A 25799-nucleotide genomic window follows, 5' to 3' on the forward strand; every position below is an offset into this window, starting at 1 on the left:
GAACCCCTTTTATGAATAAAATAGCCTTTATAGGTGCCGGCAATATGGCACGCGCCATAATTATTGGTTTAGTTAATTCTGGTATCACTCCCCAAGACATTATAGTAGCCAACCCTTCTGAAGCTAAGAGACTAAATTTAGCGACAGAATTTGGTGTGTTACAAACGGACGATAATATCAAAGCCAGTGAGTTCGCCGACGTAATTGTGCTTTGTGTTAAACCACATTTTATCACTGATGTTTGTTTTCAAATAAGCCAAGCAATCGATATAACAGGAAAGCTATTCATTTCTGTTGCTGCTGGGACTACCGTTGAACAAATTCAATCAGCGTTATCAAAAGGCGAGACGACAAACCTTGCTCCTGTAGTTCGTGTAATGCCAAACACTCCTTCTCAACTTGGTCTAGGTATGAGTGGTCTATTTGCTTCCAAAGAAGTTACTGTAGAACAAAAGGCCAGCGCAGAAAAAATTACTAACGCTGTTGGCAAAAGTATTTGGCTCGACACAGAAGATAAGATTAATAATATTATCGCTGTTGCTGGCTCTGCTCCAGCCTACTATTTCTTGTTTATGGAAGCGATGGAACAACAAGCAAAACAGTATGGTTTTTCTGAAGAAGAAAGCCGTATGTTAGTGCAACAGACCGCGCTTGGTGCTGCCCAAATGGTGGCTCACAACAGCGCCCCTATCAGCGAATTGCGCGCTAATGTCACCTCAAAAGGTGGTACAACACATGCCGCAATAGAACGTTTTAAGGCTGATGGTATAGAAGAAATAGTTAAAAATGCCATGAATGCCGCTATTGCTCGTGCTGAAGAAATGGCTAAATAAAAACGTATTAAATTAATTCTAACAAATTCAAAGTAACTCAAATTAAGTAGAGGAAAAAAAATGGAAGCAATTATTTATTTGCTTAGATTCGTCTTCGACGCCTTGTTAATGATTTTAATCATGCGTGTATGGCTACAATGGGTTAAAGCTGATTTTTATAATCCATTAAGTCAGTTTATTGTCAAAGTAAGTAACCCGTTAGTAATACCACTTCGCCGAGTTATTCCTGGGCTAGGTGGCTTAGACTTAGCAACAATACTCATTGCTTATGTAGTAGCAACATTGAAATTTGTTACCCTCGCTGCTTTGTCCGGTGAGAGTTTAGGCGTGTTAGCTTTTTACATCGGTTTATTAGTATTATTAAAACAAGCTGGATTTCTACTCTTTGTTATCATGATTATTATGGCGATCATGAGTTGGGTTGTTCAAGGTTATAATGCAACGTTAATGGTTCTTAGCCAATTGACTGAACCTTTTTTAAACCCTATTCGTAAAATAATACCCAATATGGGTGGTTTAGATTTATCGATGTTATTGGCCTTTTTGGTGATGAATGTCATTAATATCTTACTTTCGAACTCATTACCTTACTGGGGTGCGTTGTAAAACAATAGTATTTTTTTTGGTCTGTTCTATACTAAAGATATGTAATAGAACAGACTTAAATCCTCTATATTTTTTTGGAGCTCCACATGAAAACTTCAATCATAAAATTATTTATTGCCTTTAGTCTTAGCTTGTTTTTGATGAGCAATGTTAGTGCTGAGAACATGAAAAAACTAGGCAATATGAATGTGCATTATATGGCTATTGGTTCAACATTTTTTACGCCTGAAATTGCTAAAGTCTATGGCATTACGCGTAGTCGATATAATGGTTTAATCAATATTTCAGTATTAGATAATAGCCAGAAAAATACTCCATCAAAAACGGTTAGTATTACGGGAAAAGCCAAAAATAATCTAGGTCAATTTAAAGATTTAGAGTTTAAAGAAGTCAAAGAAGGTGGCGCTATTTATTACCTTGCGCAGGTTAACTATAGCAATGAAGAGACGATTCACTTTGATATCATGATTAATGATGGCAAAGAAAAGCAGCAATTGAAATTCTCGCAAACCTTCTATGTGGATTAATAGGCTGACATAGTTTAATTATTAACATATACCCGTGACCATTCAAAATACATGTTTCAGTGGGAGAAAAAAACGATTTAGGCAAGGCATTAATTGTAGAGAATGGTTGTTCAGGAGAATATGCTCCTGCATTCTCTAATAAACTACATCCATGTAGCGTCTTTCTCTACAATCAATAACGACGTATAAATCATTTTTAGCCCCATCGTAGAAGCGCTTGAGCAATATCATTTTATTGTTGCGCCAAAGAAATAGGGAATAACCCTAAATTAATTGACGCGCCTCAAACTGAAATTGCTCAAGCACTCTGAATCGAGCATCTTGAATGATTACGGGTATATATTCAGATATAAAGAGCTTTTAAAAGCTCTTTTTTTTGCTGTTAACTTTAGCGAAACATCCATTTCTAGGATAGAATAGCGCGATTATAGTCCCATCAATAAAGCTCCAAATAGCCACAGGTAACCATCATGTCAAAAGTTGTATTAGCCACTGGAAATCAAGGTAAAGTTAAAGAATTAGCCCATTTACTGGCTGAGCAATCGATCGAAATAGTACCGCAAAGTGAGTTTGGTGTTCCTGAAGTTGCCGAAACAGGTACCACCTTTGTAGAAAATGCCATTATTAAAGCGCGCCATGCGGCAAAGATCACTGGCTTACCCGCTATTGCTGATGACTCTGGTTTGGAAGTGGATGCGCTAAATGGTGCACCGGGCGTTTATTCGGCTAGATACGCGGCAGATATCACTGAAGGTGAAGTCACTGATGATGACAATACCAACAAACTCTTAACTGCGTTAGCCAATACTCCCGACGAATTACGAACTGCTCGTTTCCACTGTGTTTTGGTTTATATGAAACATGAAAATGACCCGACACCAGTTATTTGTCATGGTATATGGGAAGGTACGATCTCTAGAACTAAGCAAGGTGAACAAGGCTTTGGCTATGATCCTGTTTTTTGGCAACATGATTTACAAATGTCTTCAGCACAGCTATCACGTGAAGTGAAGAATAAACTAAGTCACCGTGGTCAAGCATTAGCTAAGTTAGTTGAAAAACTAGCGCTAGCTACCTCATAAAAGTAAGTTAGAGCCCTTTACTTATGTTAGAACTGTTGGAAAATCAGCCCCTATCACTTTATATTCATATTCCATGGTGTGTGGAAAAATGCCCTTATTGTGACTTTAATTCACACGCAGTCAAAAATGCGATTCCCGAGCAAGAATATGTAGCTGCGCTGATTACGGACTTAGATGCCGATATTGAGCGCTTTGGGTTAACCACCCGTCCCTTACATTCAATATTCATTGGTGGTGGCACCCCAAGTTTATTTTCTGCTGCCTATATTGAAAGCTTGCTAAAACAAGTACTCGGTCGTTTTGACCATGCAGCAGATATAGAAATCACTTTAGAGGCAAATCCTGGCACGGTTGAAGCAGATAAATTTATTGGTTTTTTCAAGGCAGGTGTTAATAGACTCTCTATCGGAGTTCAAAGTTTTGCCTCTGATAAATTAATTAAGCTTGGCCGAATTCATGATAGTGACCAAGCTAAAGTAGCGGCAAAATTGGCAACAGAAAGTGGTGTCAGCAGTTTTAATTTAGATCTAATGCATGGCTTACCTAACCAATCGTTAGATAATGCCCTTGATGATCTAAAAACGGCTATCAGCCTAAATCCTAATCATATTTCTTGGTATCAATTAACGATTGAACCCAATACCATTTTTCACTCTAAACCGCCTAAGTTACCTATTGATGATATTTTGTGGGAGATTCAGGATCAGGGCGTTAAGTTACTCAATGAAGCAGGTTATCAGCAGTATGAGATTTCTGCATACGCTAAGCCAGGCTATCAATGTCAGCATAATTTAAATTACTGGCAATATGGAGATTACCTTGGCATTGGCTGTGGTGCCCATGGAAAAATTACTGATAGTCGAACTCAGAAAATAATGCGTACCATTAAAGTAAAACACCCTAAGGGTTATTTAGATGATAATCGTGATTTCTTAGACAAATTATCACAAGTTGATGAAAGTGAACGCCCTTTTGAGTTCATGATGAACCAGCTAAGACTGCACAGCGCTTTTAGCATTGAACAGTTCCAAACAAGTACAGGCCTTAATATAAGCGTGGTATTACCTTTACTTAAAGAAGCTCAACAAAAGAACCTCATGACATGTGAAGTGAGAGACAATGAAGAATATTGGTTGGTAACTCAACTAGGACAACGATATTTAAATGACTTACTGGAGATATTCTTGTGACGGAGCAATCCTCAGTAAACTCAACACTGACAGTAAGCACAGAAGAACAAGAACGACTTGATTTAACTTTTATGCGAAGGGCCTTTGAACTAGCGCAACAAGCTGAGCAACATGATGAAATTCCTGTTGGCGCCGTGGTAGTGCATCAAGGAAAGATCATTGGTGAGGGTTTTAACCAATCAATTATGCTTAACGACCCATCAAGTCATGCTGAAATGAATGCCATCAGACAGGCAGGAAAGTTTCTTAATAATTATCGCTTGCTTGACTGCACTTTGTACGTAACTCTCGAGCCCTGCCCTATGTGTGCTGGTCTGTTAGTACATAGTCGAATCAATCGCTTGGTTTATGCTTGCAGCGATCTAAAAACAGGTGCTGCAGGCAGTGCTTTTAATTTAGTAAATAGCCCACAGTTAAATCACCAATTAGAAGTATGTTCAAGTATCCTGGAAGAAGATTGCAGCCAGTTGTTATCTTCATTTTTTAAGCGACGTAGAAAAGAAAAAAAACTAGCCAAAAAAGCCGCTAAAGACACCTTGGTTTAACACTCAATAAATTAGATTGTCTTGTTAACGAGAGGTTTTGGCTAACTTGTTAGCTTAAATTTGATATGCCACACACTTTCAGGTATTAATAGAGGCATAGCAACAGCAAAATAATAATACTAAAAATAGCTAAAGGTTCTCACTACACATGGTCAAACGTTTTCTGCCCATCTATCATACGGGTTGGTTTTATCTACTTTTATTATTCTGGGGATTTTCCTTTTGGTATGCTTCTATCGGCGGCCTAAACCAGATAAATCAATTAAATATTCAATGGCTAAGCCAACTTAAGTCGTCTCCTGTTTTATCGGATAATAAACCGAGCTTAGATGTTAGCGATATTTTAACATTACAGTCCGAGTTCAATGGACAAAATATAAAATCAATAACGACTCTTTTGTCGTATTACCCCAATAGTCAGATAACCTTCCTAGGTCAACAATCAAACAATTTTATCGATAAACTTGAGGATTACCTATCCTCAAAACCGCGTAAGAATAAAATTGTTATTGGCTCAAATCAAGTTACCTCAGCATCACCATTAAAGTCTCAAGCGACAATGCCTTTTTCACCATTACTTAATTGGTTCCGTTTTTCGTCAACAACAGACGCTGAGATGTTAAGTTCCAGGTACTTTATTTTTTCACCTTTATTGCAAAGTGAACGACAAGCCTTTCCTTTGATATGGCAAAAAAAAGGAATGTTATACCTCACTTTACCAGGCGAAATAGTAAAGCAGCTCAGTTCAAATACCGAACTACTCATCGAACAAAATTGGCAATTAAGCTTACTAACGAAGGCAAATACTTTAGCTCCTAAAAAATACCCTTTAGGCTTTTTTGGAGAAGTATTTATTTCAGGAAACTTACCCACGGTTAATCAAATAAATCGAAAAAAATCAGAGACTGCTTTACCTAGGTTAAGCTCTGTTAATCAGTTCATTCAACAATATTCTTCAAGCGCTAACATTAATTCTAGACCTAATTACAAAGTCATCTTCATTACCGATAATAACTACTCTCAGGATAAAATACTCAAGCCATTACTTAGTAAATTGGTTCAAGAAGATTATGTGTATCAGAGTCTAGTTATTATTTTATTTGCTTGGTTGCTCTTGTTATTAGGTATTTCCCTAACCTGGTTCATAGGTCGATTATCCTTAAAGCAGCAATCGATTGGTGTACTTAGTTACGTCGTGTTGCTTTTCATTTTACAATATTTCTTTTTCAATCAACGACAATGGCTTGAAGTTACCCCGATAATAATCTCGATAATGGGAACATGGCTTTTACTACTTGCTTATCAAAAAGAATATAGGTTATTTTTAGCTGCACTTAATTACCAAGCTTCTTCGAACACAATTGAAGAAGTTACGGCGCCATCTAATGCCAAAGTAAAGCCCCAAATGAGGCAAAAAATTAAGTTAGGAATTAAATCTAAGATAAAAAATATACTAACTAACAAACGGGTGAAACCTCCCCAAGTAAAACACAGCAACTCTTTATCAGAAGAAAACAACAATGCAGCGAGTCATAATCAATTTCCACCGATAAATAGGCCTTCACCCGTATCTAAAAATGATATTGAACAAACATTAGTTATAGTTGATAACCCTGTAAATATTAAAACCTCAATGAATCATCAGATGTCAGTTGAAAATTTTGGCCGCTACCAAGTAGAAGGGGTTTTAGGAAAAGGCGCGATGGGCATCGTTTATCAAGGCGTTGATCCTAAAATAAACCGTCATGTGGCTATAAAAACATTACAATTAAGTGATGACATTGATTCGCCAGAATTTGGTGAAGCCAAAGCGCGTTTCTTTAGAGAAGCACAGACAGCGGGTGGTTTAAGTCATGCCAATATCGTCACTATTTATGATGTAGGCGAAGATAATCACCTAGGTTACATCGCCATGGATTTACTCACAGGCGCGCCATTATCATTATTTACTCAAGCTGATAAAATACTTCCTACGCCATTAGTTTATCAATTATTGATTCAGATAACTGATGCGCTAGAATATGCCCATAACCAAAATGTTGTTCACCGTGATATCAAACCAGCTAATATTATTTATGATGATGACTTGCTCAAAGTTACAGTAACGGACTTTGGTATAGCTTATGTCAGTGATAACAGTAACACCCGAACTGGCATCATTATGGGCAGCCCCTATTATATGTCTCCAGAACAAATATTAGGCTTAAAAGTTGATGGTCGCAGCGACATTTTCAGCTTAGGCGTAACTTTTTATCAATTGCTTTGTGGCCACTTACCTTTTGAAGGAGAGTCCATAGCAACGGTGGCTTATCAAATAACTAAAGCGAAGGCTATTGCCGTTAATCAACACAATACTAATTTACCAACAAGTGCGATGCGTATTTGTAGTAAAGCCATGCATAAAGATATTGATAAGCGCTTCCAATCAATGTCAGAATTTAAATTGGCATTAACGAATGCACTTAAACGAGATTTTAAAATCACGGCTAATTAACAAGTAGTACAAACTATATACTCGTAACCAATCAAGATGTAAGTTTCAGAGTGCTTGAGCTATTTCAATTCAAGGCACTGTGATGAGATAATGGGTATAAATTAATCGGTTAAATAGCGATGCGGCATAGATGCTGCGTAATAAGATAAAGGTAGAAACAGTTAACCCCTATGAATTATCACATTAAATCCCTTTGTCATCAGGGCTCGATTCGAGACAATAACGAAGATGCTATTAGTTATGGCATTCATAAAGAGCTAGATGTTGTTTGGATGCTAATTGCTGACGGTATGGGCGGGCACAATGCCGGTGAAATTGCTAGCGCCATGTTAGTTGACCATATCAAATATGCCTGGGGTAAAGTATCCATAACTAACCAAGCTAATTGGCTGACATGGATTACAGAGCAACTTAATGCCGCAAATTTAAGCATTCTTAAGCAAGCAAAAAACACAATGGGCCAACAAGGAATGGGTACTACAGGCGTATTAATGGTAATCGAAAATAATAAATGCCACCTTGGTTGGGTTGGTGACTCTCGAGCATACACGTTAAAAGATAAAAACTTAGTACAAGAAACAATTGATCACACCATGCTCCAAGAATTAGTCAATAAAGGTGCAATCAGCGCTGCAACAGCAAAGAGTGCTAAGACTAAAAACTTACTTTCACAAGCAATTGGTGTCCGAGAAAAAATAGTTGTTGATACCGTAACTATTGCGATAGATAGTGGTGATACTATTATGCTTTCAACCGATGGCTTACACGATTATTTAACTAACCGAGAAATCAATCATTACTTATCTGAATTCTCTATTGAAAAAAATGTATGTGATGATATGGTTGAGCAAGCTATAGCTAAAAATAGTAGAGATAATCTCACCGTAGGTTTAATCCATTTGAACGATAAATAGAGTAAATATAGATTAATTCGGCATTTATTTGGATTATTTAGCCTAAGTGATGACGATGTAATCACTTATAAAGGCAGTTGCTCGAAGATGTTTTACTTATAGGACGTGTAAATAGCGATGATATTCAAGCTGGTGTAAAAATCAATAATAATGATTACCCACCATAGGCTTTAGCTAATTCCATTTGATGGAATAGCTATCAACCAAGGTTGATGATGTGCTCTTTGGCTTTAGTTTTATCTAATTAAGTTGGCTAACGGCTGGCGATTCATGTAATTCAGTTATTGTTTGGTTAAAATGAGATTGTCTACGTGCGGTCATTTTATGATGCTGACGGTTTAACTGTTTTCTGCGTTGATTATTTTTCAATGGTCTTTTCATGTTGTTTTTCCAATTGGTTGTTAAATAGTCAGATCACTATAGCCTGCTATCATGACAGTTTTATGACATTGAAAAGTATAGCAAGAAAACTATCATTTATTTTCTGTTATAAAAGCCAGCATAAACTCTGCTTTAAGTAACAATATTTATATTAGAAAGTGCCTTAGCTAGAAAATAATTGACTATATTAATTCTAGCAATAAAGAGCTTCCCCCCTTTATTGAGCCGTTTCAGTTGCTAGCTCTTCCTCTTTTAAAGTACTTTCAGTAGCCTTTTCATCTGAAGTCGATTCATTTACTGATTTATTTACTAATAAAGCTTGTGACTTCTCTTGCGCCAGCTCTAGTGCTATCGCCTGCTTTTTGGCTTGTTCATCTAGCCAACTTAAGGTGTCGTAATATCGACGAATATTATCGACGTATCGAACGGGCTCCTCGCCACGTGCATAGCCGTGTTTAGTGTTTTTGTAATACTTTTTCTGTTGTAACAATGGCAAACGACTTTTAACTTCCACCCAACGGTCGGGATCACCGCCTTGGCGTTGGGTAATAATTCTCGCATCATTTAAGTGACCAAAACCTATATTATAGGAAGCTAACGCAAACCAAATACGATCAGGTGTCGGAATTCTATCAGGCATCATGGCAATCATACGCTTAAAGTACTTTGCGCCCCCCTGAATGCTTTGCTCTGTATCTAAACGGCTTTTTATACCCATTTGTTTCGCTGTTGCTAATGTCAGCATCATCATACCGCGAACACCTGTGTATGAGCGCGCTGTTGGATTCCAGTGTGATTCTTGGTAGCTAATAGCGGCTAGTAAACGCCAATCTAGTTCTTGCGCATATTTCTCAAAGAACGATCGATACTTAGGTAAAGTCCCTGCCACAGCTTTAATAAATGTTCTCGTTTCAACATAATTAAACTGTTCAATATGACCATAGTATTTATCATCCAGCGCCAGCAAAGTACCATCGTGATGAACTGTGCCAAAAAACTCCACTAAGCTTGCTAAAATATCATCATGACTATTTTTACTTACCATCCAAGCTAACGGCTCAGGTTCATTAATACTAAAACCAATACTAATCTCAGGGTAATAACGACGGTTAATCGCTAAGTTATTACTATCAATAATAGTATAATCTATCTCGCCGCTTAAGACCTTTCTCAGTAGCTCTTCACTATCAAACTCTGTTGATTCTTGCCAAGCCAATTCGCTATTTGTTTGTTTTAGCTTTTCAAGATTTTCTACGTAACTTGACCCTGAGGTCACCATCAACGTTCCTGTTAAATCAGCAACTTTTCTCGGTCTAACATTACCTTGTTTAAACACTAACTTTTGACTAATAGTTTCATAGCTAGGAGCAAATCTAAAACGTTGTAAGCGTTTATCCGTCATTGATAATCCCGCAGCAAGTAAGTCAACCTCTCCGGTATTTAATTTAATAAAAAGTTCATCTAGGCTATACGTTGGGACAATACGTAATTCAACATTAAGTGAATCTGCATATTCTTTTGCTAACTCATATTCAAAACCAGCAAAGCCATTTGCTGTGGTGTAATAATTTGTTGGGCCAAAAATCGTGCCTACATTGATATAACCTCTAGCCAAAATTCGAGACAAACTTGAAGAATCATTTTCTTTATCACAAGCACTTAATAGTACCGTGGTGAAAATAACCAAGAGCAACGAGGTAAACTTAACCACTAACTTACTAGTGAGCTTAGGTTTTATTGAAAAAGATAAATATTTAGTCATGGTCTCAATTGTGTCGTGTATTGTTCTAATAGCCAAGTACTTTTTACCTGACACTAGTGTTAAGTTTTTACTTGACTTTTTCCGTTAACAAAAGCCTTATTTTCAACTATAATACGCGCGAAATTTTCGGTTAGCGTTTACTATGCAAATTTAGCATATAAAGGCCAATCAAAACCTTACATAAAACTTGGTGATTACCCTATGACGATGTTGATTAAAAACCTTCGTGGCGCTCCAGCACTTTCTGACTTCAGAGTTAAAAAACTATTAGCTCAATGTGAACAGTTACAACTGCCAGTAAATGACATTTATGCTGAATTCGCCCATTTCGCTAAACTTAATCAAGAATTAAGCGCAAGTGAAGAGAAAGTTTTACAGCAATTACTTACTTACGGCCCAACAATTGAAGAACATCAACCTGCTGGTTTGTTTTTATTAGTGACTCCTCGTCCAGGCACTATTTCTCCTTGGTCATCAAAATCTACTGATATAGCCCACAACTGTGGTTTAGCTAAAGTGGAGCGTCTAGAGCGTGGTATTGCTTATTACGTAACATTAGAAAGTGATGCACAATTAAGCGCCAATCAAGAAACACAGTTAAACGCGCTATTGCACGACCGTATGATGGAAAGTATTTTTAATGATTTCGCCCAAGCAAGTACCTTATTCGCGAGTAGTGAACCAGGCGAGTTAACCGTAATTGATATTGAAAATGGCGGAAAAAATGCCTTAGTTCAAGCCAATATTGAATTAGGTCTTGCATTAGCAGAAGACGAAGTTAATTATTTATTCGAAAACTTCAGTAAATTAGGTCGCAACCCTCACGACATTGAGCTTTACATGTTTGCACAAGCAAACTCTGAGCATTGTCGCCATAAAATATTCAACGCAGACTGGACTATTGACGGCGTTAAACAAGAAAAATCTTTGTTTAAAATGATCCGTAATACCCATGAGATTAACAGTGATTACGTACTCAGCGCTTATAGTGATAATGCCGCGGTAATGGTTGGTAATAAGGGCGGTCGCTTCTTCCCTAACCCTGAAACGAATGTTTATGGTTATAACCATGAAGACATTAAAATATTAATGAAAGTTGAAACCCATAACCACCCTACGGCAATTTCTCCTTACCCTGGTGCTGCAACAGGCTCAGGTGGTGAAATTCGTGACGAAGGCGCAACAGGTATCGGCTCAAAACCTAAAGCTGGTTTAGTGGGTTTCTCTGTATCTAACCTACGTATTCCTGATTTTGTACAACCTTGGGAAACTGATTTTGGTAAACCAAGCCGCATTGTTACTGCTTTCGATATTATGATGGAAGGCCCATTAGGTGGCGCTGCATTTAACAATGAATTTGGTCGTCCGGCTATTTTAGGTTACTTCCGTACGTATGAAGAAGAAGTTAACTCGTTTAACGGTAAAGAAGTACGCGGTTATCACAAGCCGATTATGCTTGCTGGTGGTTTAGGTAACATTCGTGATGAACACGTACAAAAACGCGAAATTATCGTTGGCGCTAACTTAATAGCTCTTGGTGGCCCGGCCATGAACATTGGTTTAGGTGGCGGTGCGGCTTCATCAATGGCATCAGGTCAATCAGCTGAAAGTTTAGACTTTGCTTCTGTTCAACGTGAGAACCCTGAAATGGAACGTCGTTGCCAAGAAGTTATCGATAAGTGTTGGCAACTAGGTGAAGAGAATCCAATCGCCTTCATTCATGATGTTGGTGCAGGTGGTTTATCTAATGCTTTCCCTGAATTAGTTTCTGATGGCGGCCGTGGTGGTGTTTTTGAACTGCGTAATGTACCAAATGACGAGCGTAGTATGGCGCCTCATGAAATCTGGTGTAATGAATCTCAAGAGCGTTATGTTATTGCGGTATCTGACAAAAATTTAGCTGCTTTTGAACAAATATGTGCCCGCGAACGTGCACCCTATGCTGTTGTAGGTCGCGCAACTGAAGAATTACACTTAACCGTTACTGATGAACATTTCGCTAATGATGAGAAATTAAATACGCCAATTGATTTACCACTTGACGTATTACTAGGTAAAACTCCTAAAATATTTAAAGACGTTAAAACGGCAACCGCTGCTGGCGACTCATTAGATTTAAGCAATGTCACATTAACTGACGCTGCAGATAGAATTTTGAGCTTACCAACCGTTGCTGAGAAAACGTTCCTTATCACTATTGGTGATCGTTCAGTAACCGGTATGGTTAATCGTGACCAAATGGTTGGTCCTTGGCAGGTTCCTGTTGCAGACTGTGGTGTAACTGCCTCAGCGCTTGATTCATACCACGGCGAAGCAATGTCTTTAGGTGAGCGTACTCCTGTTGCTTTACTAAACTTTGGGGCTTCAGCTCGTTTAGCTGTAGCTGAGTCACTGACGAACATCGCTGGTACTGATATTGCTGGTTCTGACGGTGAGAGGTTAAACCGTATTAAGCTTTCAGCTAACTGGATGTCTCCAGCAGGTCACCCAGGCGAAGATGCCGGTCTTTACGAAGCAGTTAAAGCTATTGGTGAAGAGCTTTGTCCAGCGCTTGGTTTAACCATTCCAGTGGGTAAAGACTCTATGTCGATGAAAACCCAGTGGGAAGAAGATGGCAAGAAAAAATCGGTTACTTCACCACTTTCTCTTGTTATTACCGCTTTTGGTGTTGTTGAAGATATCCGTAAAACAGTTACTCCTGAGCTAAGAACAGATAAAGGTGACACTCGCCTTGTTGCTATCGACTTGTCAAAAGGTAAAAAGCGTTTAGGTGGTTCATGTTTAGCACAAGTTTATAAACAGCTTGGTAGTGAAACCCCTGATGTTGACGATGCAGAAGTATTAAAAGGTTTCTTCAATGCGATGCAAGCACTTGTTCGCGCTGAAAAGGTTATTGCTTATCATGATATTTCAGACGGTGGTTTATTCACTACCGTTACTGAAATGGCCTTTGCTGGCCATACTGGTGTTGATATTGATATCAGTAAAATATCAACCGGTGCTAGCGATGATTTAGCCACTTTATTTAATGAAGAATTAGGTGCAGTTATTCAAATTCGTGAAAGCGATGTTGACACCATTCACGCTATTTTAGCTGAGCACGGTGTTCTAGATTTATGTACTGATATCGGTCGACTCAATAACGAAGATACTATTCGCTTTAGCCGCGATGGTGAAGTGGTCTTAGAAAACTCTCGTACTTATTACCGTACCGTGTGGGCACAAACGACTTACAGAATGCAGTCACTTCGTGATAACCCAGAATGTGCGCAACAAGAACATGATGTTAAATTTGATACTGAAGATCCAGGCTTAAACACCGAATTAACGTTTGATATTAACGAAGACATAGTTAGCGATTTAATCGTAAAAGATGCACAAAATAGTGCTGACGGAATTGTTAACCCACGTGTTGCTATTTTACGTGAGCAAGGTGTTAACTCGCATGTTGAAATGGCTGCAGCTTTTGATAGAGCGGGTTTTGTTGCTATTGACGTGCATATGTCTGACATTTTATCAGGTCGTACTGACTTAGTTGACTTCAATGGTTTAGTTGCTTGTGGTGGTTTCTCATACGGTGATGTTTTAGGTGCTGGTGAAGGTTGGGCAAAATCAATCTTATTTAATGCCGATGCTAGAGCAATGTTTAAAGCATTCTTCGAACGTGAAGATACCTTCACGTTAGGTGTGTGTAATGGTTGTCAAATGTTGTCTAACTTAAAAGACATCATTCCTGGCTCAGAGCATTGGCCTCACTTTGTACAAAACAAATCAGAGCGTTTTGAAGCACGCTTCTCATTAGTTGAAATTCAAGAGAGTCCTTCAGTGTTATTTAAAGGCATGGAAGGTTCACGTATGCCTATTGCTGTTTCGCACGGTGAAGGTCATGCCGAGTTTAGTTCTGATGCTGCTATTGATGCTGCTAACAACTCAGGTACGGTATCAATGCGTTACGTAAATAACTACGGTGACGTTACTGAAACTTACCCAGCCAACCCTAATGGCTCTGTTGATGGTATTACATCATTAACCACCACTGATGGCCGTGTAACTATTATGATGCCACATCCTGAACGTGTATTTAGAACGGTTGCTAACTCTTGGCATCCTGATAGCTGGGGTGAAGATTCACCTTGGGTTCGCATGTTCCGTAACGCTCGTGCTTTTATTGGCTAATCTTTTTGCTGTTAAAGCCAAGTTCTTTGTCGAAAGTACTAACTGACATTCGTCAGCTCCGTGCTTTCTTCGTGAACTTGACTCAATCAGCTTCAAGATACTCTGATTAATTCGACAAACTAAAAACCGACACTTGCTGTCGGTTTTTTATTGCCTTTTTTCCAATGTTAAAATATTGTTACAATAAGGCGATTCTCTCTATAGAAGCGACTAACTAAAAATAATAAAGGACATATTGCTTATGCAACAACATGACTGCTCTCCACTTTCTGACTTCGTTGAATATCCTGCAGCTGAAATGTTAACCCGATCGCAAGCTTTCTATGATGTAGTGAAACGCCGTCACTCTATTCGTAGCTTCAGTGATAGAGCAGTCGATAAGCAAGTCATTGAGAACTGCTTAAAAGCAGCGGGTACAGCGCCAAGTGGCGCTAATCATCAACCTTGGCACTTTGTAGCGATTAGTTCATCAGAGATTAAAAAGCAGATAAGAGAACAAGCTGAATTTCACGAACGTGGGTTTTATGAAGGTCGAGCAGGTGGCGAATGGCTTGATGCTTTAAAAGATTTAGGTACCGATGCTAATAAACCTTATTTAGAACATGCACCTTGGTTAATTGCTATTTTTAGTCAGAAAAAAGGCGGTATCACTAAAGTGGAAAACGAGGAAGATAAAAAGACTAATTATTACGTCCATGAATCGGTTGGTATCGCTACTGGAATATTGATTACCGCACTGCATAATGCTGGCTTAGCTACTTTAACGCATACACCAAAACCGATGTCTTTTTTAAATAAGGTTTGCCAACGTGGCGATAATGAGCGTGCTTATATGTTACTCATTGCTGGCTATCCTGCACATGATGCTACCGTACCTGCTCATGCACAAGTGAAAAAGAGCCTAGAAGATATAACTACTTTTCTATAAGGGCGAATAAGCACTTATTAAGTAATATACCCATTGCCATTCAATATGCTTGTTTCAGTGGGAGAAAAAAACGATTTAGGCAAGGCATTGATTGCAAGAAATGGTTGTTCCATTCTCAAAACCAATAACGAAGTATAAATCGTTTTTAGCCCCATCATAGAAACGCTTGAGCAATATCATTTTATTGTTACGACAAGGAAATAGGGAGTAACCTTGATTTAATTGACGCGCCTCAAACTGACATTGCTCAAGCACTCTGAATCGAGCACTATGAAAGGTAACGGGTATAGATAACCTTAGCTCCTAATTAGGCAAAATCTAACGCTATATCGGTGCAACCTTTTGCGCAACGAATACCAGTAAGTACACCTTCTTCTGGCGTATAAAGCTTTAATGGTTGCTTGCAAATACTACACGGAACTGTTCTTCCTGACATGACTTGCTTAAGCAATTTTTTTTGCTCAAAGAATGACTCTTTACTCGCCTTTTGTAGTGCTGCGAATTGTTTAATATCTATATTCATAATCTTTATTACTTACTAATGGGAGGTCACTAAAGTGAAGTCATTAATTATGAAGCCAACGCTAATGGAGAGTGACTTCATTAATTATTGACATTAGCCAACAAAATAAACACCATCAAATTGGCCTTTTAAAGGTGCCGCGCTTGACTCTAACAGCTCTTGATAACTGCTAATATTCTCATAGGTCACCGGCATTTGTGGGTAAGCGGTAATTTCCCAAGGTAAATCGGCATGTGCTTCTGATGGAGTAAAAGACAGTTTTTGATTGTTTTCTAATAATAACTGGCCGAACTTAAGCGCGAGTTCCTGTTCAGGAAATAATACTGAGAATTCAATTTCACGCTCAGTTATTAAATCTTCACCACTTTCTTGCATCTGCCAAAGAGTATTGCCAATTTCATCTTCCGGGTAAAGCGTTAAATCACGTGTCATAGTTACTCTCATTTATTTATATTTAATATTATCTAAGGTTATTACCCTGATTTCGATATTTTAGCTTTGCTAAGTGAATAAACCTAGTAAAATAACTACAAAGTCCTCGTTACTCATTTGAAATATGCCCGTAAATAAAACCTGTTCAGACACACAAGGTGAAAGCCCAACTCAAAGCCAGCAAAAGTTTGAATGGCATATTCTGATCACTAAGAATTGTGTCACTGAACAGAAAAATTGTACTGCCATTTCAGTATTAGAAAATTATGGTCATGGGCACAGTATTTCGCTGTCAAAAGCTGAGTTAAAACAGGCGATAAGCAAAGGCGCATTATGGTTAACGCCGGCAAAAAATAAAAAACAAACACAACGACTGCGTCGGGTAAAAAAACAATTGTTAGTTGGTGATGAACTGCACTTTTATTTCAATAAAGAAGTGCTCTCAGCGCCTGTTCCACAAGCATTATTAATTGCCGATTTAATTGATTACAGTGTTTGGTATAAGCCTTACGGTATGTTATCTCAAGGCTCTAAATGGAGTGACCATTGCACCATCGCACGTTTCGCTCAGCAAAACTTACCTAACGAACGCCCAGCTTTTATTGTACATCGATTAGATAGAGCAGCGACTGGATTAATACTTGTTGCCCATAGTAAAACCGCTGCACGTGCGTTGTCTCATATGTTTGAACATCATCTACTCGAAAAACATTATCACATCATTGTCCATGGCGATCATAATACAAGACCTCAGCCAGAAGTAATTGAAGGTGCCATTGATGGAAAAAGTGCTCGTAGTACTTTTACTTGCTTAGCCTATGATGACGTTACAGATCGTTCGCTAATAAAAGTGAAAATAGACAGTGGCAGAAAGCATCAGATAAGACTACACGCGGCAAGCATTGGAATGCCAGTAGTCGGTGATAGGTTGCATGGGGTAGCGGATGCAAATGAACAGTGTAATTTACAATTGTGTGCGGTTAGTTTACGTTTTGTTTGTCCGCTAACAGCTGAGATTACGCCAGCAGGTGGTAAGCCCCTCATTGAACAAGAGCATTTTTTTGAGTTACCAGAAATATTAAAGCCCCAGTTATCACTGAGGCTTTAAGTTTATACGTACGCTTAAATTACAAGAATATAGCGACTAAATACAGTAGTTAAAATCACTGTCTTCAAGTAAAGATAAGCTGTCACCAACTAAGTCTTTTGTCTCTATCGCTTTTAATAATTCAAAACCAACTTTACGTTGTTCCTTAGTAAGTGCTATGTAAGGTAAACGGAAGTTATTAGGAACAGCATCAGTCATGATCATGGCGGTGTTAATGGCAATAGGATTAGGCTCACAAAATAGCCACTTCATCAATCCTTGCAAATTATCATTAAGTTTAGCTGATTCCTCAACATTATCTTTATCCATTAATTGGCGCATAAAGCCAGGAATGATATTAGAAGCAACAGAAATAACACCATGAGAACCATGCACATGACGTCCTACATAACATTCATCATCGTTACCTGACCAACAAGCAATACCTCGTTTTTCATAATAGGCAATGCGATCGTTACCAGAACATTCTTTCACACCGATAAAGTTTTTATGCGTTGATAAAGGTTCGATAATTTCTGGTGTTAAATCTTGTCCTGTTCTTCCTGGCACGTTATAGATAAAAGCAGGACCGATTTCAAGAACACGTTTAAAGTGCTCGCTAACACCTTTAATTGAAGTACGACCATAGTAAGGATTAATTTGTAGCGCTGCATCCATACCAATAGCAAAACCATTTTCAGTGGCTTTTATTGCTTCGCGAGTATTATTACTGCCAGTATTACCAACAATAATTAATTTATCGCCAAAGTTGTTAACACAATGAGCTATTAGCATTAAATGCTCTTCCCAGCTCAGTAAATGCCCTTCACCAGTAGTGCCGCCAACTATTATGCCGTCAACGCCAGCAGAAATCTGTTGTTCTATTAAGAAATCATAAGTCTTTAAACAAACCTCTCCTTTATCAGTATAAGGAGTTTTTATTGCGGTCATTAAGCTTGCTGCTTTTAATCGTTTCATTAACTATCTCTAATTCTTTTATTTAACTTCAATAAGGGAAATCGGTAAATTCTTGTCGAACATTCTAGCAATGACCGGGGTTATCAACAACCCGTCTCATGATATATTCATCATTCGTTAATCTATGCTGGTAGTGAAATATCTGATGGTCTAATGATAATACCTTATATGCTTGATAATTATCATCATTATTTAAGTCAGCAGCATAGAGTTCTTCATTAATAAGTTCATTTTTAGTCATTGTAAAGTGAATGTCTGCTACTAGACCCCAATCACCCAGTTCAGTGATTTCTTCAATAATATTTCCCTTTATATCAAGTGTTATAAAGGTAAACTCAAAACTGCCATCGCTACTAAGTTGAGCATATTCAACGGTTTCATTGCCATGCTCATCAATATCATTTCGATACCAGCGTCCAAAAAGCAACGCTCGGGGGTAACTAGTTTTACTCACTATGTGTTTTCCTAATGTTTTGCAATGTGGAACTAAAAGTTTAAGTTATTACTTAACCATCTAAAAACCACAAGTCTTATCAACAAGTTTGTGTCTATTTTAAGGTAAAAAGTGATGCTGTGAAAAGTTATTCAATTGTCAAATTAGATAACGCTGTATTTTCTTATGTAAACAGGTGCTATTTAGGGCTAGTCTATAGCAACTTAAAAACATCCTGAAATTAATTAAATGTTACCTATCTATGTTTAACTTATTATCTCTCAATTATTTTGCTTGTTCAAAACTAGCTGCTGCAGCTGTGCGTTATACAATAACTTAATCCATTTGCTACTTTCGTGATCTCTACATAAAAATTAGATGTTAGTTTAGCTAAAAAAGGTTTAAATTTGTCAGCAATTAAAACCATTAAGGGAAATTAACTATGTCGGCCCCAAAAGTACAGTTATTATTAACAGGGAATGAGCTGATGACAGGCGATATTGTTGACAGTAACTCAGCTATGATGGCACAAGTACTGAAAGACATTGGACTTGGTATCAACCGTAAGGTTACGGTAGCTGATGATTTAGCGCTCCTTGTTAGTGAAATAACTTACATGGCTAGTACCAGTGATATATTAATTATCAATGGTGGCTTAGGACCAACGGTGGATGATTTAACCGCACAAGCTTTAGCACTAGCCATTGAAGAAGAATTAAGCCAACACCCGCAGGCGCTGACTCATTTAACCAACTGGTGTCAGCAACGGGGCGCGGAGTTAAACGGTCCTAACTTAAAACAAGCCATATTACCTAAAAATTGCCAAATAATAGCAAATAAAAATGGTAGTGCTGTTGGTTTTTCCGTACGTTATAACCAGTGTGATATTTACTGCACACCGGGCGTTCCTCATGAGCTAGAAACAATGCTTATAGAGCAAATAATACCGGCTATCTCTGCAGACTTACCAAGTGAATTGATCACTGACGTTACTCGCTTACAGATATTTGGTCTTGGCGAATCAAGTTTGCAAAAAATAATTAATGAACAACTCCCCCAATGGCCAACAACAATTGATTTGGGCTTTCGCGCAGGAATGCCGTTACTTGAAGTTAAACTCACCACAAATACTAAAAAAGGTTTAGCGTTGAAGTCGATATGGCAAAAAAAACTAGCCAACGTTCTTGGAGATCATTTAATCGCTGAAATTCAAGAAAAACCCAAATCGCTTGCAGAACACCTTCTTATTCAATTACAACAACATAACTTAAAAGTAACCACAGCAGAGTCATGTACTGGCGGCCTTATTGCGAGTAAATTAACAAAGGTTAGCGGTTCATCTACGAACTTTGAAGCAGGTTTTGTGACCTACAGTAATGAAATGAAAACAGCCATGCTTGATGTCCCCTCTGACCTCTTAGAGCAATATGGTGCTGTAAGTGAACAGGTAGTTGTTGCTATGGCAAGAGGTTCATTAGTAAAGTCTGCTGCAGATATTACTATTGCGGTATCAGGTATAGCAGGTCCAAACGGCGGAACTGAAGAAAAACCGGTAGGCACAGTATGGCTTGCTTGGGGTAGTATTAACAACATCAAAACTCAATGTTTGCTACTACCTTACAAAAGAGTTAAATTTCAAGAATTTGTAGCAGCCATTGGCTTAGATTTACTCCGCCGATATCAGCAAAACATAACGTCAATTCCTAACTATATAATAGAACGCTCCTTTACCGAACAGTGAAGTGTCAACAAGGATAGACAAAAAGTTAACAAACTTATGAACTAGAATAATGTATAGGTAGATAGAAGCCTGCTTAGTCATTGCTTAGTTTAGTAAAAATTTATATATTAAGACTAATAACAAATAGAAATGATAGATTAATTTCAGGAGCCTATTTTGATAGAGAGAAATTTTATAACCAGTGGTCGAAATACCGTTATTCACAAAGTAAAAAAGTTCGATTTACTTATAATCAATGGTGAGAAGCCCGTTGTTATTATTAGCCATCGTGGTATAGGCATATATAAGGGTGAAATTCCTGCGAAACGCTCTATTGCTAAGAAAGCTTATCAAGATATTGTTGATATTTCGTCTGCAGAATTATTTGGTGAAGAAAAGACACTCCTGTTTGTTCAGGCACTTGATGGCATAGAATATAAAATAGATTATTCTAAGGAAGGGACAAGCAGCTTTATTAAAATTCATCAAAATCATTATATGTAACAAAGTCCATAAACTACATACTCATAATAATTATATAATAAAAGAACAGCACCTAACCGTTACTTGGCTCAGCAGTACTTAACGGTTTGGGGGAGCCCGCGTAATGACCAAAGCCAGTTTAATCTGTAATAAAAAAAATAATATAGATTTAGTCTTAGAGCCAATTAAAGGTGGTGACACCATATCTACCTTGAGTATCAAAGAACTAATTGATGCATCAGAATTTACAAAACTTCGCATTAACAACGGTAATATTAAAAATGCCGTTGCTGAGTTAAATGATGTTTTAAAACCTCTACAGGATAAGAAAATAGGCAGAACAATTCGCTATCAAGTACTAGAACGCGTAGATGCGAAAGTTAGTATTACTATAGAATCAGATGAAATGGGTGCTACCGCTGAAATTACCAGCGCTCAGGGTGGTAAACATCTATCTGCAAAAGCTATCTTAAACGCAGCCCAAGAAGCGGGTGTAAAAAAAGGCTTTAGTAAAGAGCATTTAATTCAACTTGCGCAACTTGCTGCAAAACAAATCCCTAATAGTCAGATTGATATGCAAATTGCTACAGGGAAAATCGCGGTTAATGGAAAAGATGCCCTAATAAAACCTTTAGTTGAAAGTGCACAAGCAAGGATTTTAAAACCTAAAAAACGAGAAGATGGTAGTGTCGATATGCGAGATTTAGGCGATATCATCTGTGTAAACATAGGCGATCCTATTGCAAAAAAAGTGCCTTTAACTCAAGGACAACAAGGCTATACTGTTACTGCTACCCCGCTATCGCCAGAGCCTGGCAATGATGTTGAACTCGTCGCTGGCGAAGGGACTAATATAAGTCCGAAAAATACAAACATTCTGGTTTCTGAAAAAGTTGGCTTACCTAAACTCATTAATAACGGTATGGAAGTTGATGAGATTTATAAGATTAAAAATGTCACTGTTGCTACTGGTAATATCAACTTTACCGGTAGTGTTATTATTGATGGTGATGTTACTGAAGGTATGAAAGTAACTGCTTCTGGTGATATCACTGTAGGTGGTTTTGTTGAGTCAGCAACCCTTGAAGCGGGTGGTGATATCACTATTTCTGGTGGTATTATTGGCCGAAAACATGATATTGAAAAAAAACATATTACTAACATTACAATGAGTGTGAATATCAGCGCAAAAGGAAGCATCTATGCAAAGTATGGCCAATATGCCCAAATTACTTGTTACCAAGATGTTCGTATTGAAAATCAATTGTTGCACAGTACATTAGATATAAGTGGCCGGTTATGGATTGGAAAAGATGAGCAAGCCAACGGAAAATTGATTGGTGGATACACCAAAGTAGGTACTTCGGTTCATGCAGGTATAATTGGCGCAACGGCGGGTAGTAATACCATTATTAATTTTGAACATAAAATACTCAAGTTCAAAGATGAAATTCACCAATTAGAAGAACGACTTAAAATAGAGTCTGATAAAACAAACGAACTGAAAGCAGCAATCAATAAATTAAAGAAATTACCAAAAGAAAAAGCAAGGCCAGAATTAGTAGCTAAAATTGTACCAACCTATCAGTATCATGCTAATCAAATGGGTGAAATACTTAACGAAAAGCTAATCATCGAAGATAGTCTTCAAGAGTATATAGCCAGTGTTTACGTTGAAGCAACAGAGAAGCTTTATCACGGCGTAGAACTAATTGTTGGAGACTTTAATGAGAGGTCTCGTCGTGAATATGGTCCAAGTAAGATGATATACCGAGAGCGAAAAATCTTAATTGACCCAATAGTGAATACTTAACAGCCATGGCTATCAAATCTGTACTTAAATCCAGCTTCTTTGTTCTAACGCTTATGCCTTTTTACCAGCAAGCATATGCTCAACAATGCTCTATTAACCTTAATTATGGGGTCATTATTGACCCTAAACACATTAGGATTGTCGATAAAGCTAAAACCCAAGTACAAATAAATAATGCCACACAACTTTTCATTAAAGGTAGAGAAATACCTCTATCTAACGAGCAACAACAATTGCTGACTAGCTTTAGTGTTGGTATTCGTGAGCAAGTACCTGAAATTGTCTCTATTGCTATTGAAGGCGTTGATATCGGGTTAAAAGCAGTTAACGAAGTAGTTGCCGGTCTAACCGGTGAAAATAGCGCTTCACAGCAAAAAGTACAGGCTAAGTTTGAAGAACTAAAGTGGCGAATTCGCGCGCGCTTTAATCAAAGTGCTAATAATTATTATATCGCCCCACAAGACTTAAATAACTTGGATGAAATGTTTACCGGAGAATTCGAACAAGAAATTGAAGCGATGATTTCAACCTCTATCGGTACGATATTAGAAGCTGTTGGCCAATCAATTTTAGCCAATGATAATAGCAGTGAAGACGATGGTGAAACACGTATAACCACTTTTGATAAACGATTAACAACACTCAGTAAAGGTTTGGAGCTAGAAGTGGCGGAAAGAGCTAAAGCATTAGATGAAAAAGCAGCAAATTTTTGTCAACAACTGACTTACCTAGATCAACTAGAAACAAAGCTTCACCAAGCCATACCAGCATTAAAAGATTATAACCTAATCGAATCATCGAACTAGCACGATATATTTATCCCCTCACATCGACACATTAGAACTCATAACAACCTGTATAAGTAAGTACTCCCTTGCGCAGGTTGCTTTATTTTATAGCGATTATAGCTTCTGAGTTATAACTTCTGAATTATAGCAACTCAGATTTATCAAATCCTAAACAGCAAAAAGCCCAAGATACTTAGTCGCGTATATTGGGCTTTAAAGATGAGAATCAGTTGATTAGCGCATATTACATATTAGGGTAGTTTGGCCCACCAGTGCCTTCAGGCGTAACCCAAGTAATATTCTGACTAGGATCTTTAATATCACACGTTTTACAGTGAATACAGTTTTGAGCATTGATGACAAACTTGTCGCCTTGCTCAGTTTTTTCAACCTCATACACACCAGCAGGACAGTAAAGCTGTGCAGGCTCATTATACTTAGTTAAATTCACTCTAATTGGAATATCTGCATCTTTAAGTTTTAAATGACAAGGCTGCTCTTCTTCATGGTTAGTATTTGATAAAAATACTGAAGAGAGTTTATCAAAGCTTAATTTATTGTCTGGTTTATCGTAATTAATAACTGGCATATCAGCTGCCGGCTTTAATTGAGCATAATCTACGCTATCATCTTTAAAGTTAAACGGTAATTTACCAGCAAAAAAGTTTTGATCTAAAGTATTGTAAGCGCCGCCCAACATGGTACCAAACTTATGCATAGCTGGACCGAAGTTACGGGTATTGTATAACTCTTCATATAACCAAGAGTCTTTATAAAGTTGCGTAAACTGGGTTAAGTCTTGCTTACCTTCCTCTGCGATAGCGTCTCCAACAATCAATGCTTGAGCAATCGCTTCAGCGGCAATCATGCCAGACTTCATCGCGGTGTGATTACCTTTAATTTTCGCAAAGTTAATGGTACCAGCATCACAACCTACTAATAATGCACCTGGCATCGTCATTTTAGGTAAAGAATTAAAACCGCCTTTTGCCATAGCTCGAGCGCCATAGGAAACACGTTTACCACCTTCAAGGTACTGGCTAATCTTAGGATGATGTTTATAACGTTGAAATTCATCAAAAGGACTTAAGTGTGGGTTGCTATAATTTAAATCGATAATTAAACCAACAAACACTTGGTTGTTTTCTGCATGATAAAGGTAACCACCACCATTAGTATCTTTATTTAATGGCCAGCCTGCAGTATGTACCACTAGACCTTCTTGATGTTTTGCTGGGTCAATATCCCAAATTTCTTTAAAACCTAAACCATAATGTTGTGGAGAACTTTGCTCATCAAGATTAAATTTTTCGATTAACTCTTTACCTAAATGACCTCGACAGCCTTCAGCAAAAACAGTGTATTTAGCGCGTAATTCCATACCCGGCATAAATGAATCTTTTTCTTTACCTTCAGCATCTAAGCCCATGTCGCCAGTGATAACACCGCCTACGCTACCATCGTCATTATAAATAACACTTTGCGCAGGGAATCCAGGGAAAATTTCAACACCCAACTGTTCAGCTTGTTCAGCTAACCAACGGCAAACATTGCCCATACTAACAATGTAATTACCGTCATTGTGCATAGTTTTAGGCACAGCAAAGTTAGGTAATTTTATACCTGAATTTTCATTATTCAATAGATAAATATCATCACCGGTAACTTTGGTCGTTAATGGTGCATTTCGCTCTTGCCAATCAGGAAATAATTCATTTAAAGATCTTGGTTCAAACACAGCACCAGAAAGAATGTGGGCTCCAACTTCAGATCCCTTTTCAACAACACAAACCATTAATTCTTGCTGTTTTTCTTGTGCTAATTGCATTAACCTACAAGCAGTCGATAAACCTGCAGGGCCAGCGCCGACAATAACTACGTCGAATTCCATCGATTCGCGTTCCATAAGATCTCCAAGTATTATTATATTTATATTTTTCGCTAAAATTAAAACATGCGTTTGATATTCAAACAAGTGTTTGATAGTATCTTATAACAGATGTCCAAGCAAGACACTGTTACAAGCATTTCGTTAGATTGTATCTTAGTTTAAAAGTTTTAACCAAGTTTACGTTGACGTTGACGTAAAGCAAGAGTATCTTTT

At 37.8% G+C, this 25799-nt stretch carries 22 protein-coding genes; 15 read left to right on the forward strand and 7 right to left on the reverse strand.

Going from position 1 to position 25799, the window contains the following annotated elements; translation table 11 throughout:
• Positions 1-11 precede the first annotated feature (11 nt).
• The 8 genes from proC to ESZ36_RS13055 all read left to right on the forward strand — a co-directional run bounded on the left by proC (position 12) and on the right by ESZ36_RS13055 (position 8191).
• The gene (proC, locus tag ESZ36_RS13020) at positions 12-833 is read left to right on the forward strand and encodes a pyrroline-5-carboxylate reductase (protein WP_146788694.1); all 822 of its coding nucleotides are present in this window, start codon (positions 12-14) and stop codon (positions 831-833) included.
• 60 nt (positions 834-893) lie between these two features.
• Complete coding sequence (locus tag ESZ36_RS13025) at positions 894-1439, forward strand: YggT family protein (RefSeq protein ID WP_146788697.1); 546 nt, start codon at positions 894-896, stop codon at positions 1437-1439.
• Between the two features lie 86 nt (positions 1440-1525).
• Positions 1526-1966, forward strand: a complete 441-nt coding sequence (locus tag ESZ36_RS13030; RefSeq protein WP_146788698.1) for a DUF4426 domain-containing protein — start codon at positions 1526-1528, stop codon at positions 1964-1966.
• Positions 1967-2433: 467 nt separating this feature from the next.
• Positions 2434-3048 (forward strand): RdgB/HAM1 family non-canonical purine NTP pyrophosphatase, encoded by a 615-nt coding sequence (gene rdgB, locus ESZ36_RS13035; RefSeq protein WP_211357790.1) that lies wholly within the window; start codon positions 2434-2436, stop codon positions 3046-3048.
• A gap of 23 nt (positions 3049-3071) precedes the next feature.
• A complete protein-coding gene (hemW, locus tag ESZ36_RS13040) occupies positions 3072-4238 on the forward strand; it encodes a radical SAM family heme chaperone HemW (RefSeq protein ID WP_146788704.1) in 1167 nt (388 codons plus the stop codon).
• Positions 4235-4783 carry a tRNA adenosine(34) deaminase TadA gene (tadA, locus tag ESZ36_RS13045; RefSeq protein WP_146788706.1) on the forward strand — a complete coding sequence of 183 codons (549 nt, stop codon included), beginning with the start codon at positions 4235-4237 and terminating at the stop codon, positions 4781-4783. The genes hemW and tadA overlap by 4 nt, the downstream gene beginning before the upstream one ends.
• A 148-nt stretch (positions 4784-4931) precedes the next feature.
• Complete coding sequence (locus tag ESZ36_RS13050) at positions 4932-7277, forward strand: serine/threonine-protein kinase (protein ID WP_146788709.1); 2346 nt, start codon at positions 4932-4934, stop codon at positions 7275-7277.
• A 170-nt stretch (positions 7278-7447) separates the two neighbouring features.
• A complete protein-coding gene (locus tag ESZ36_RS13055; RefSeq protein ID WP_146788712.1) occupies positions 7448-8191 on the forward strand; it encodes a PP2C family protein-serine/threonine phosphatase in 744 nt (247 codons plus the stop codon).
• A 240-nt stretch (positions 8192-8431) separates the two neighbouring features.
• On the opposite strand, the gene ESZ36_RS22540 is transcribed toward ESZ36_RS13055, so the two are convergent.
• Together ESZ36_RS22540 and mltF are read right to left on the reverse strand one after the other, a co-directional pair.
• Positions 8432-8572: a hypothetical protein gene (locus tag ESZ36_RS22540; protein WP_170235842.1), complete on the reverse strand. Its 141-nt coding sequence runs from the start codon at positions 8570-8572 to the stop codon at positions 8432-8434.
• Between the two features lie 217 nt (positions 8573-8789).
• Positions 8790-10334, reverse strand: a complete 1545-nt coding sequence (gene mltF / locus ESZ36_RS13060; RefSeq protein ID WP_146788999.1) for a membrane-bound lytic murein transglycosylase MltF — start codon at positions 10332-10334, stop codon at positions 8790-8792.
• A gap of 201 nt (positions 10335-10535) precedes the next feature.
• Here mltF and purL point away from each other — a divergent pair, with 201 nt between their 5' ends.
• Both purL and ESZ36_RS13070 read left to right on the forward strand, forming a co-directional pair.
• Positions 10536-14510, forward strand: coding sequence for a phosphoribosylformylglycinamidine synthase (gene purL / locus ESZ36_RS13065; RefSeq protein WP_425457392.1), 3975 nt, complete (start codon positions 10536-10538; stop codon positions 14508-14510).
• 241 nt (positions 14511-14751) lie between these two features.
• Positions 14752-15438 carry a nitroreductase family protein gene (locus ESZ36_RS13070; protein ID WP_146788715.1) on the forward strand — a complete coding sequence of 229 codons (687 nt, stop codon included), beginning with the start codon at positions 14752-14754 and terminating at the stop codon, positions 15436-15438.
• A 307-nt stretch (positions 15439-15745) separates the two neighbouring features.
• Here the strand turns inward: ESZ36_RS13070 and ESZ36_RS13075 are convergent, their stop codons facing one another.
• Positions 15746-15961 carry a hypothetical protein gene (locus tag ESZ36_RS13075; protein WP_146788717.1) on the reverse strand — a complete coding sequence of 72 codons (216 nt, stop codon included), beginning with the start codon at positions 15959-15961 and terminating at the stop codon, positions 15746-15748.
• A 93-nt stretch (positions 15962-16054) separates the two neighbouring features.
• Positions 16055-16393, reverse strand: coding sequence for a ribonuclease E inhibitor RraB (locus ESZ36_RS13080; protein WP_146788720.1), 339 nt, complete (start codon positions 16391-16393; stop codon positions 16055-16057).
• A gap of 124 nt (positions 16394-16517) precedes the next feature.
• Between ESZ36_RS13080 and ESZ36_RS13085 the strand changes: the two genes are divergently transcribed.
• A complete protein-coding gene (locus ESZ36_RS13085) occupies positions 16518-17501 on the forward strand; it encodes an RluA family pseudouridine synthase (protein WP_146788723.1) in 984 nt (327 codons plus the stop codon).
• Positions 17502-17537: 36 nt separating this feature from the next.
• Here ESZ36_RS13085 and dapA read toward each other — a convergent pair whose 3' ends face one another.
• Both dapA and ESZ36_RS13095 read right to left on the reverse strand, forming a co-directional pair.
• On the reverse strand, positions 17538-18458 hold the full coding sequence (gene dapA, locus ESZ36_RS13090; protein WP_146788726.1) for a 4-hydroxy-tetrahydrodipicolinate synthase: 921 nt from the start codon (positions 18456-18458) through the stop codon (positions 17538-17540).
• 64 nt (positions 18459-18522) lie between these two features.
• Positions 18523-18912: a hypothetical protein gene (locus ESZ36_RS13095; RefSeq protein ID WP_146788729.1), complete on the reverse strand. Its 390-nt coding sequence runs from the start codon at positions 18910-18912 to the stop codon at positions 18523-18525.
• 421 nt (positions 18913-19333) lie between these two features.
• On the opposite strand from ESZ36_RS13095, the gene ESZ36_RS13100 reads away from it, so the two are divergent.
• The 4 genes from ESZ36_RS13100 to ESZ36_RS13115 all read left to right on the forward strand — a co-directional run bounded on the left by ESZ36_RS13100 (position 19334) and on the right by ESZ36_RS13115 (position 23713).
• Complete coding sequence (locus tag ESZ36_RS13100; RefSeq protein ID WP_146788732.1) at positions 19334-20632, forward strand: CinA family nicotinamide mononucleotide deamidase-related protein; 1299 nt, start codon at positions 19334-19336, stop codon at positions 20630-20632.
• 156 nt (positions 20633-20788) lie between these two features.
• A complete protein-coding gene (locus ESZ36_RS13105; protein WP_146788735.1) occupies positions 20789-21115 on the forward strand; it encodes a hypothetical protein in 327 nt (108 codons plus the stop codon).
• A gap of 103 nt (positions 21116-21218) precedes the next feature.
• Complete coding sequence (locus ESZ36_RS13110) at positions 21219-22907, forward strand: flagellar assembly protein A (protein WP_146788738.1); 1689 nt, start codon at positions 21219-21221, stop codon at positions 22905-22907.
• Between the two features lie 5 nt (positions 22908-22912).
• Positions 22913-23713, forward strand: a complete 801-nt coding sequence (locus ESZ36_RS13115; RefSeq protein WP_146788740.1) for a YggN family protein — start codon at positions 22913-22915, stop codon at positions 23711-23713.
• A gap of 226 nt (positions 23714-23939) precedes the next feature.
• Here ESZ36_RS13115 and ESZ36_RS13120 read toward each other — a convergent pair whose 3' ends face one another.
• Positions 23940-25601: an electron transfer flavoprotein-ubiquinone oxidoreductase gene (locus tag ESZ36_RS13120; protein ID WP_146788742.1), complete on the reverse strand. Its 1662-nt coding sequence runs from the start codon at positions 25599-25601 to the stop codon at positions 23940-23942.
• Positions 25602-25799: the final 198 nt, after the last annotated feature.

The organism is Colwellia demingiae, from assembly GCF_007954275.1.
Taxonomy (GTDB): domain Bacteria; phylum Pseudomonadota; class Gammaproteobacteria; order Enterobacterales; family Alteromonadaceae; genus Colwellia; species Colwellia demingiae.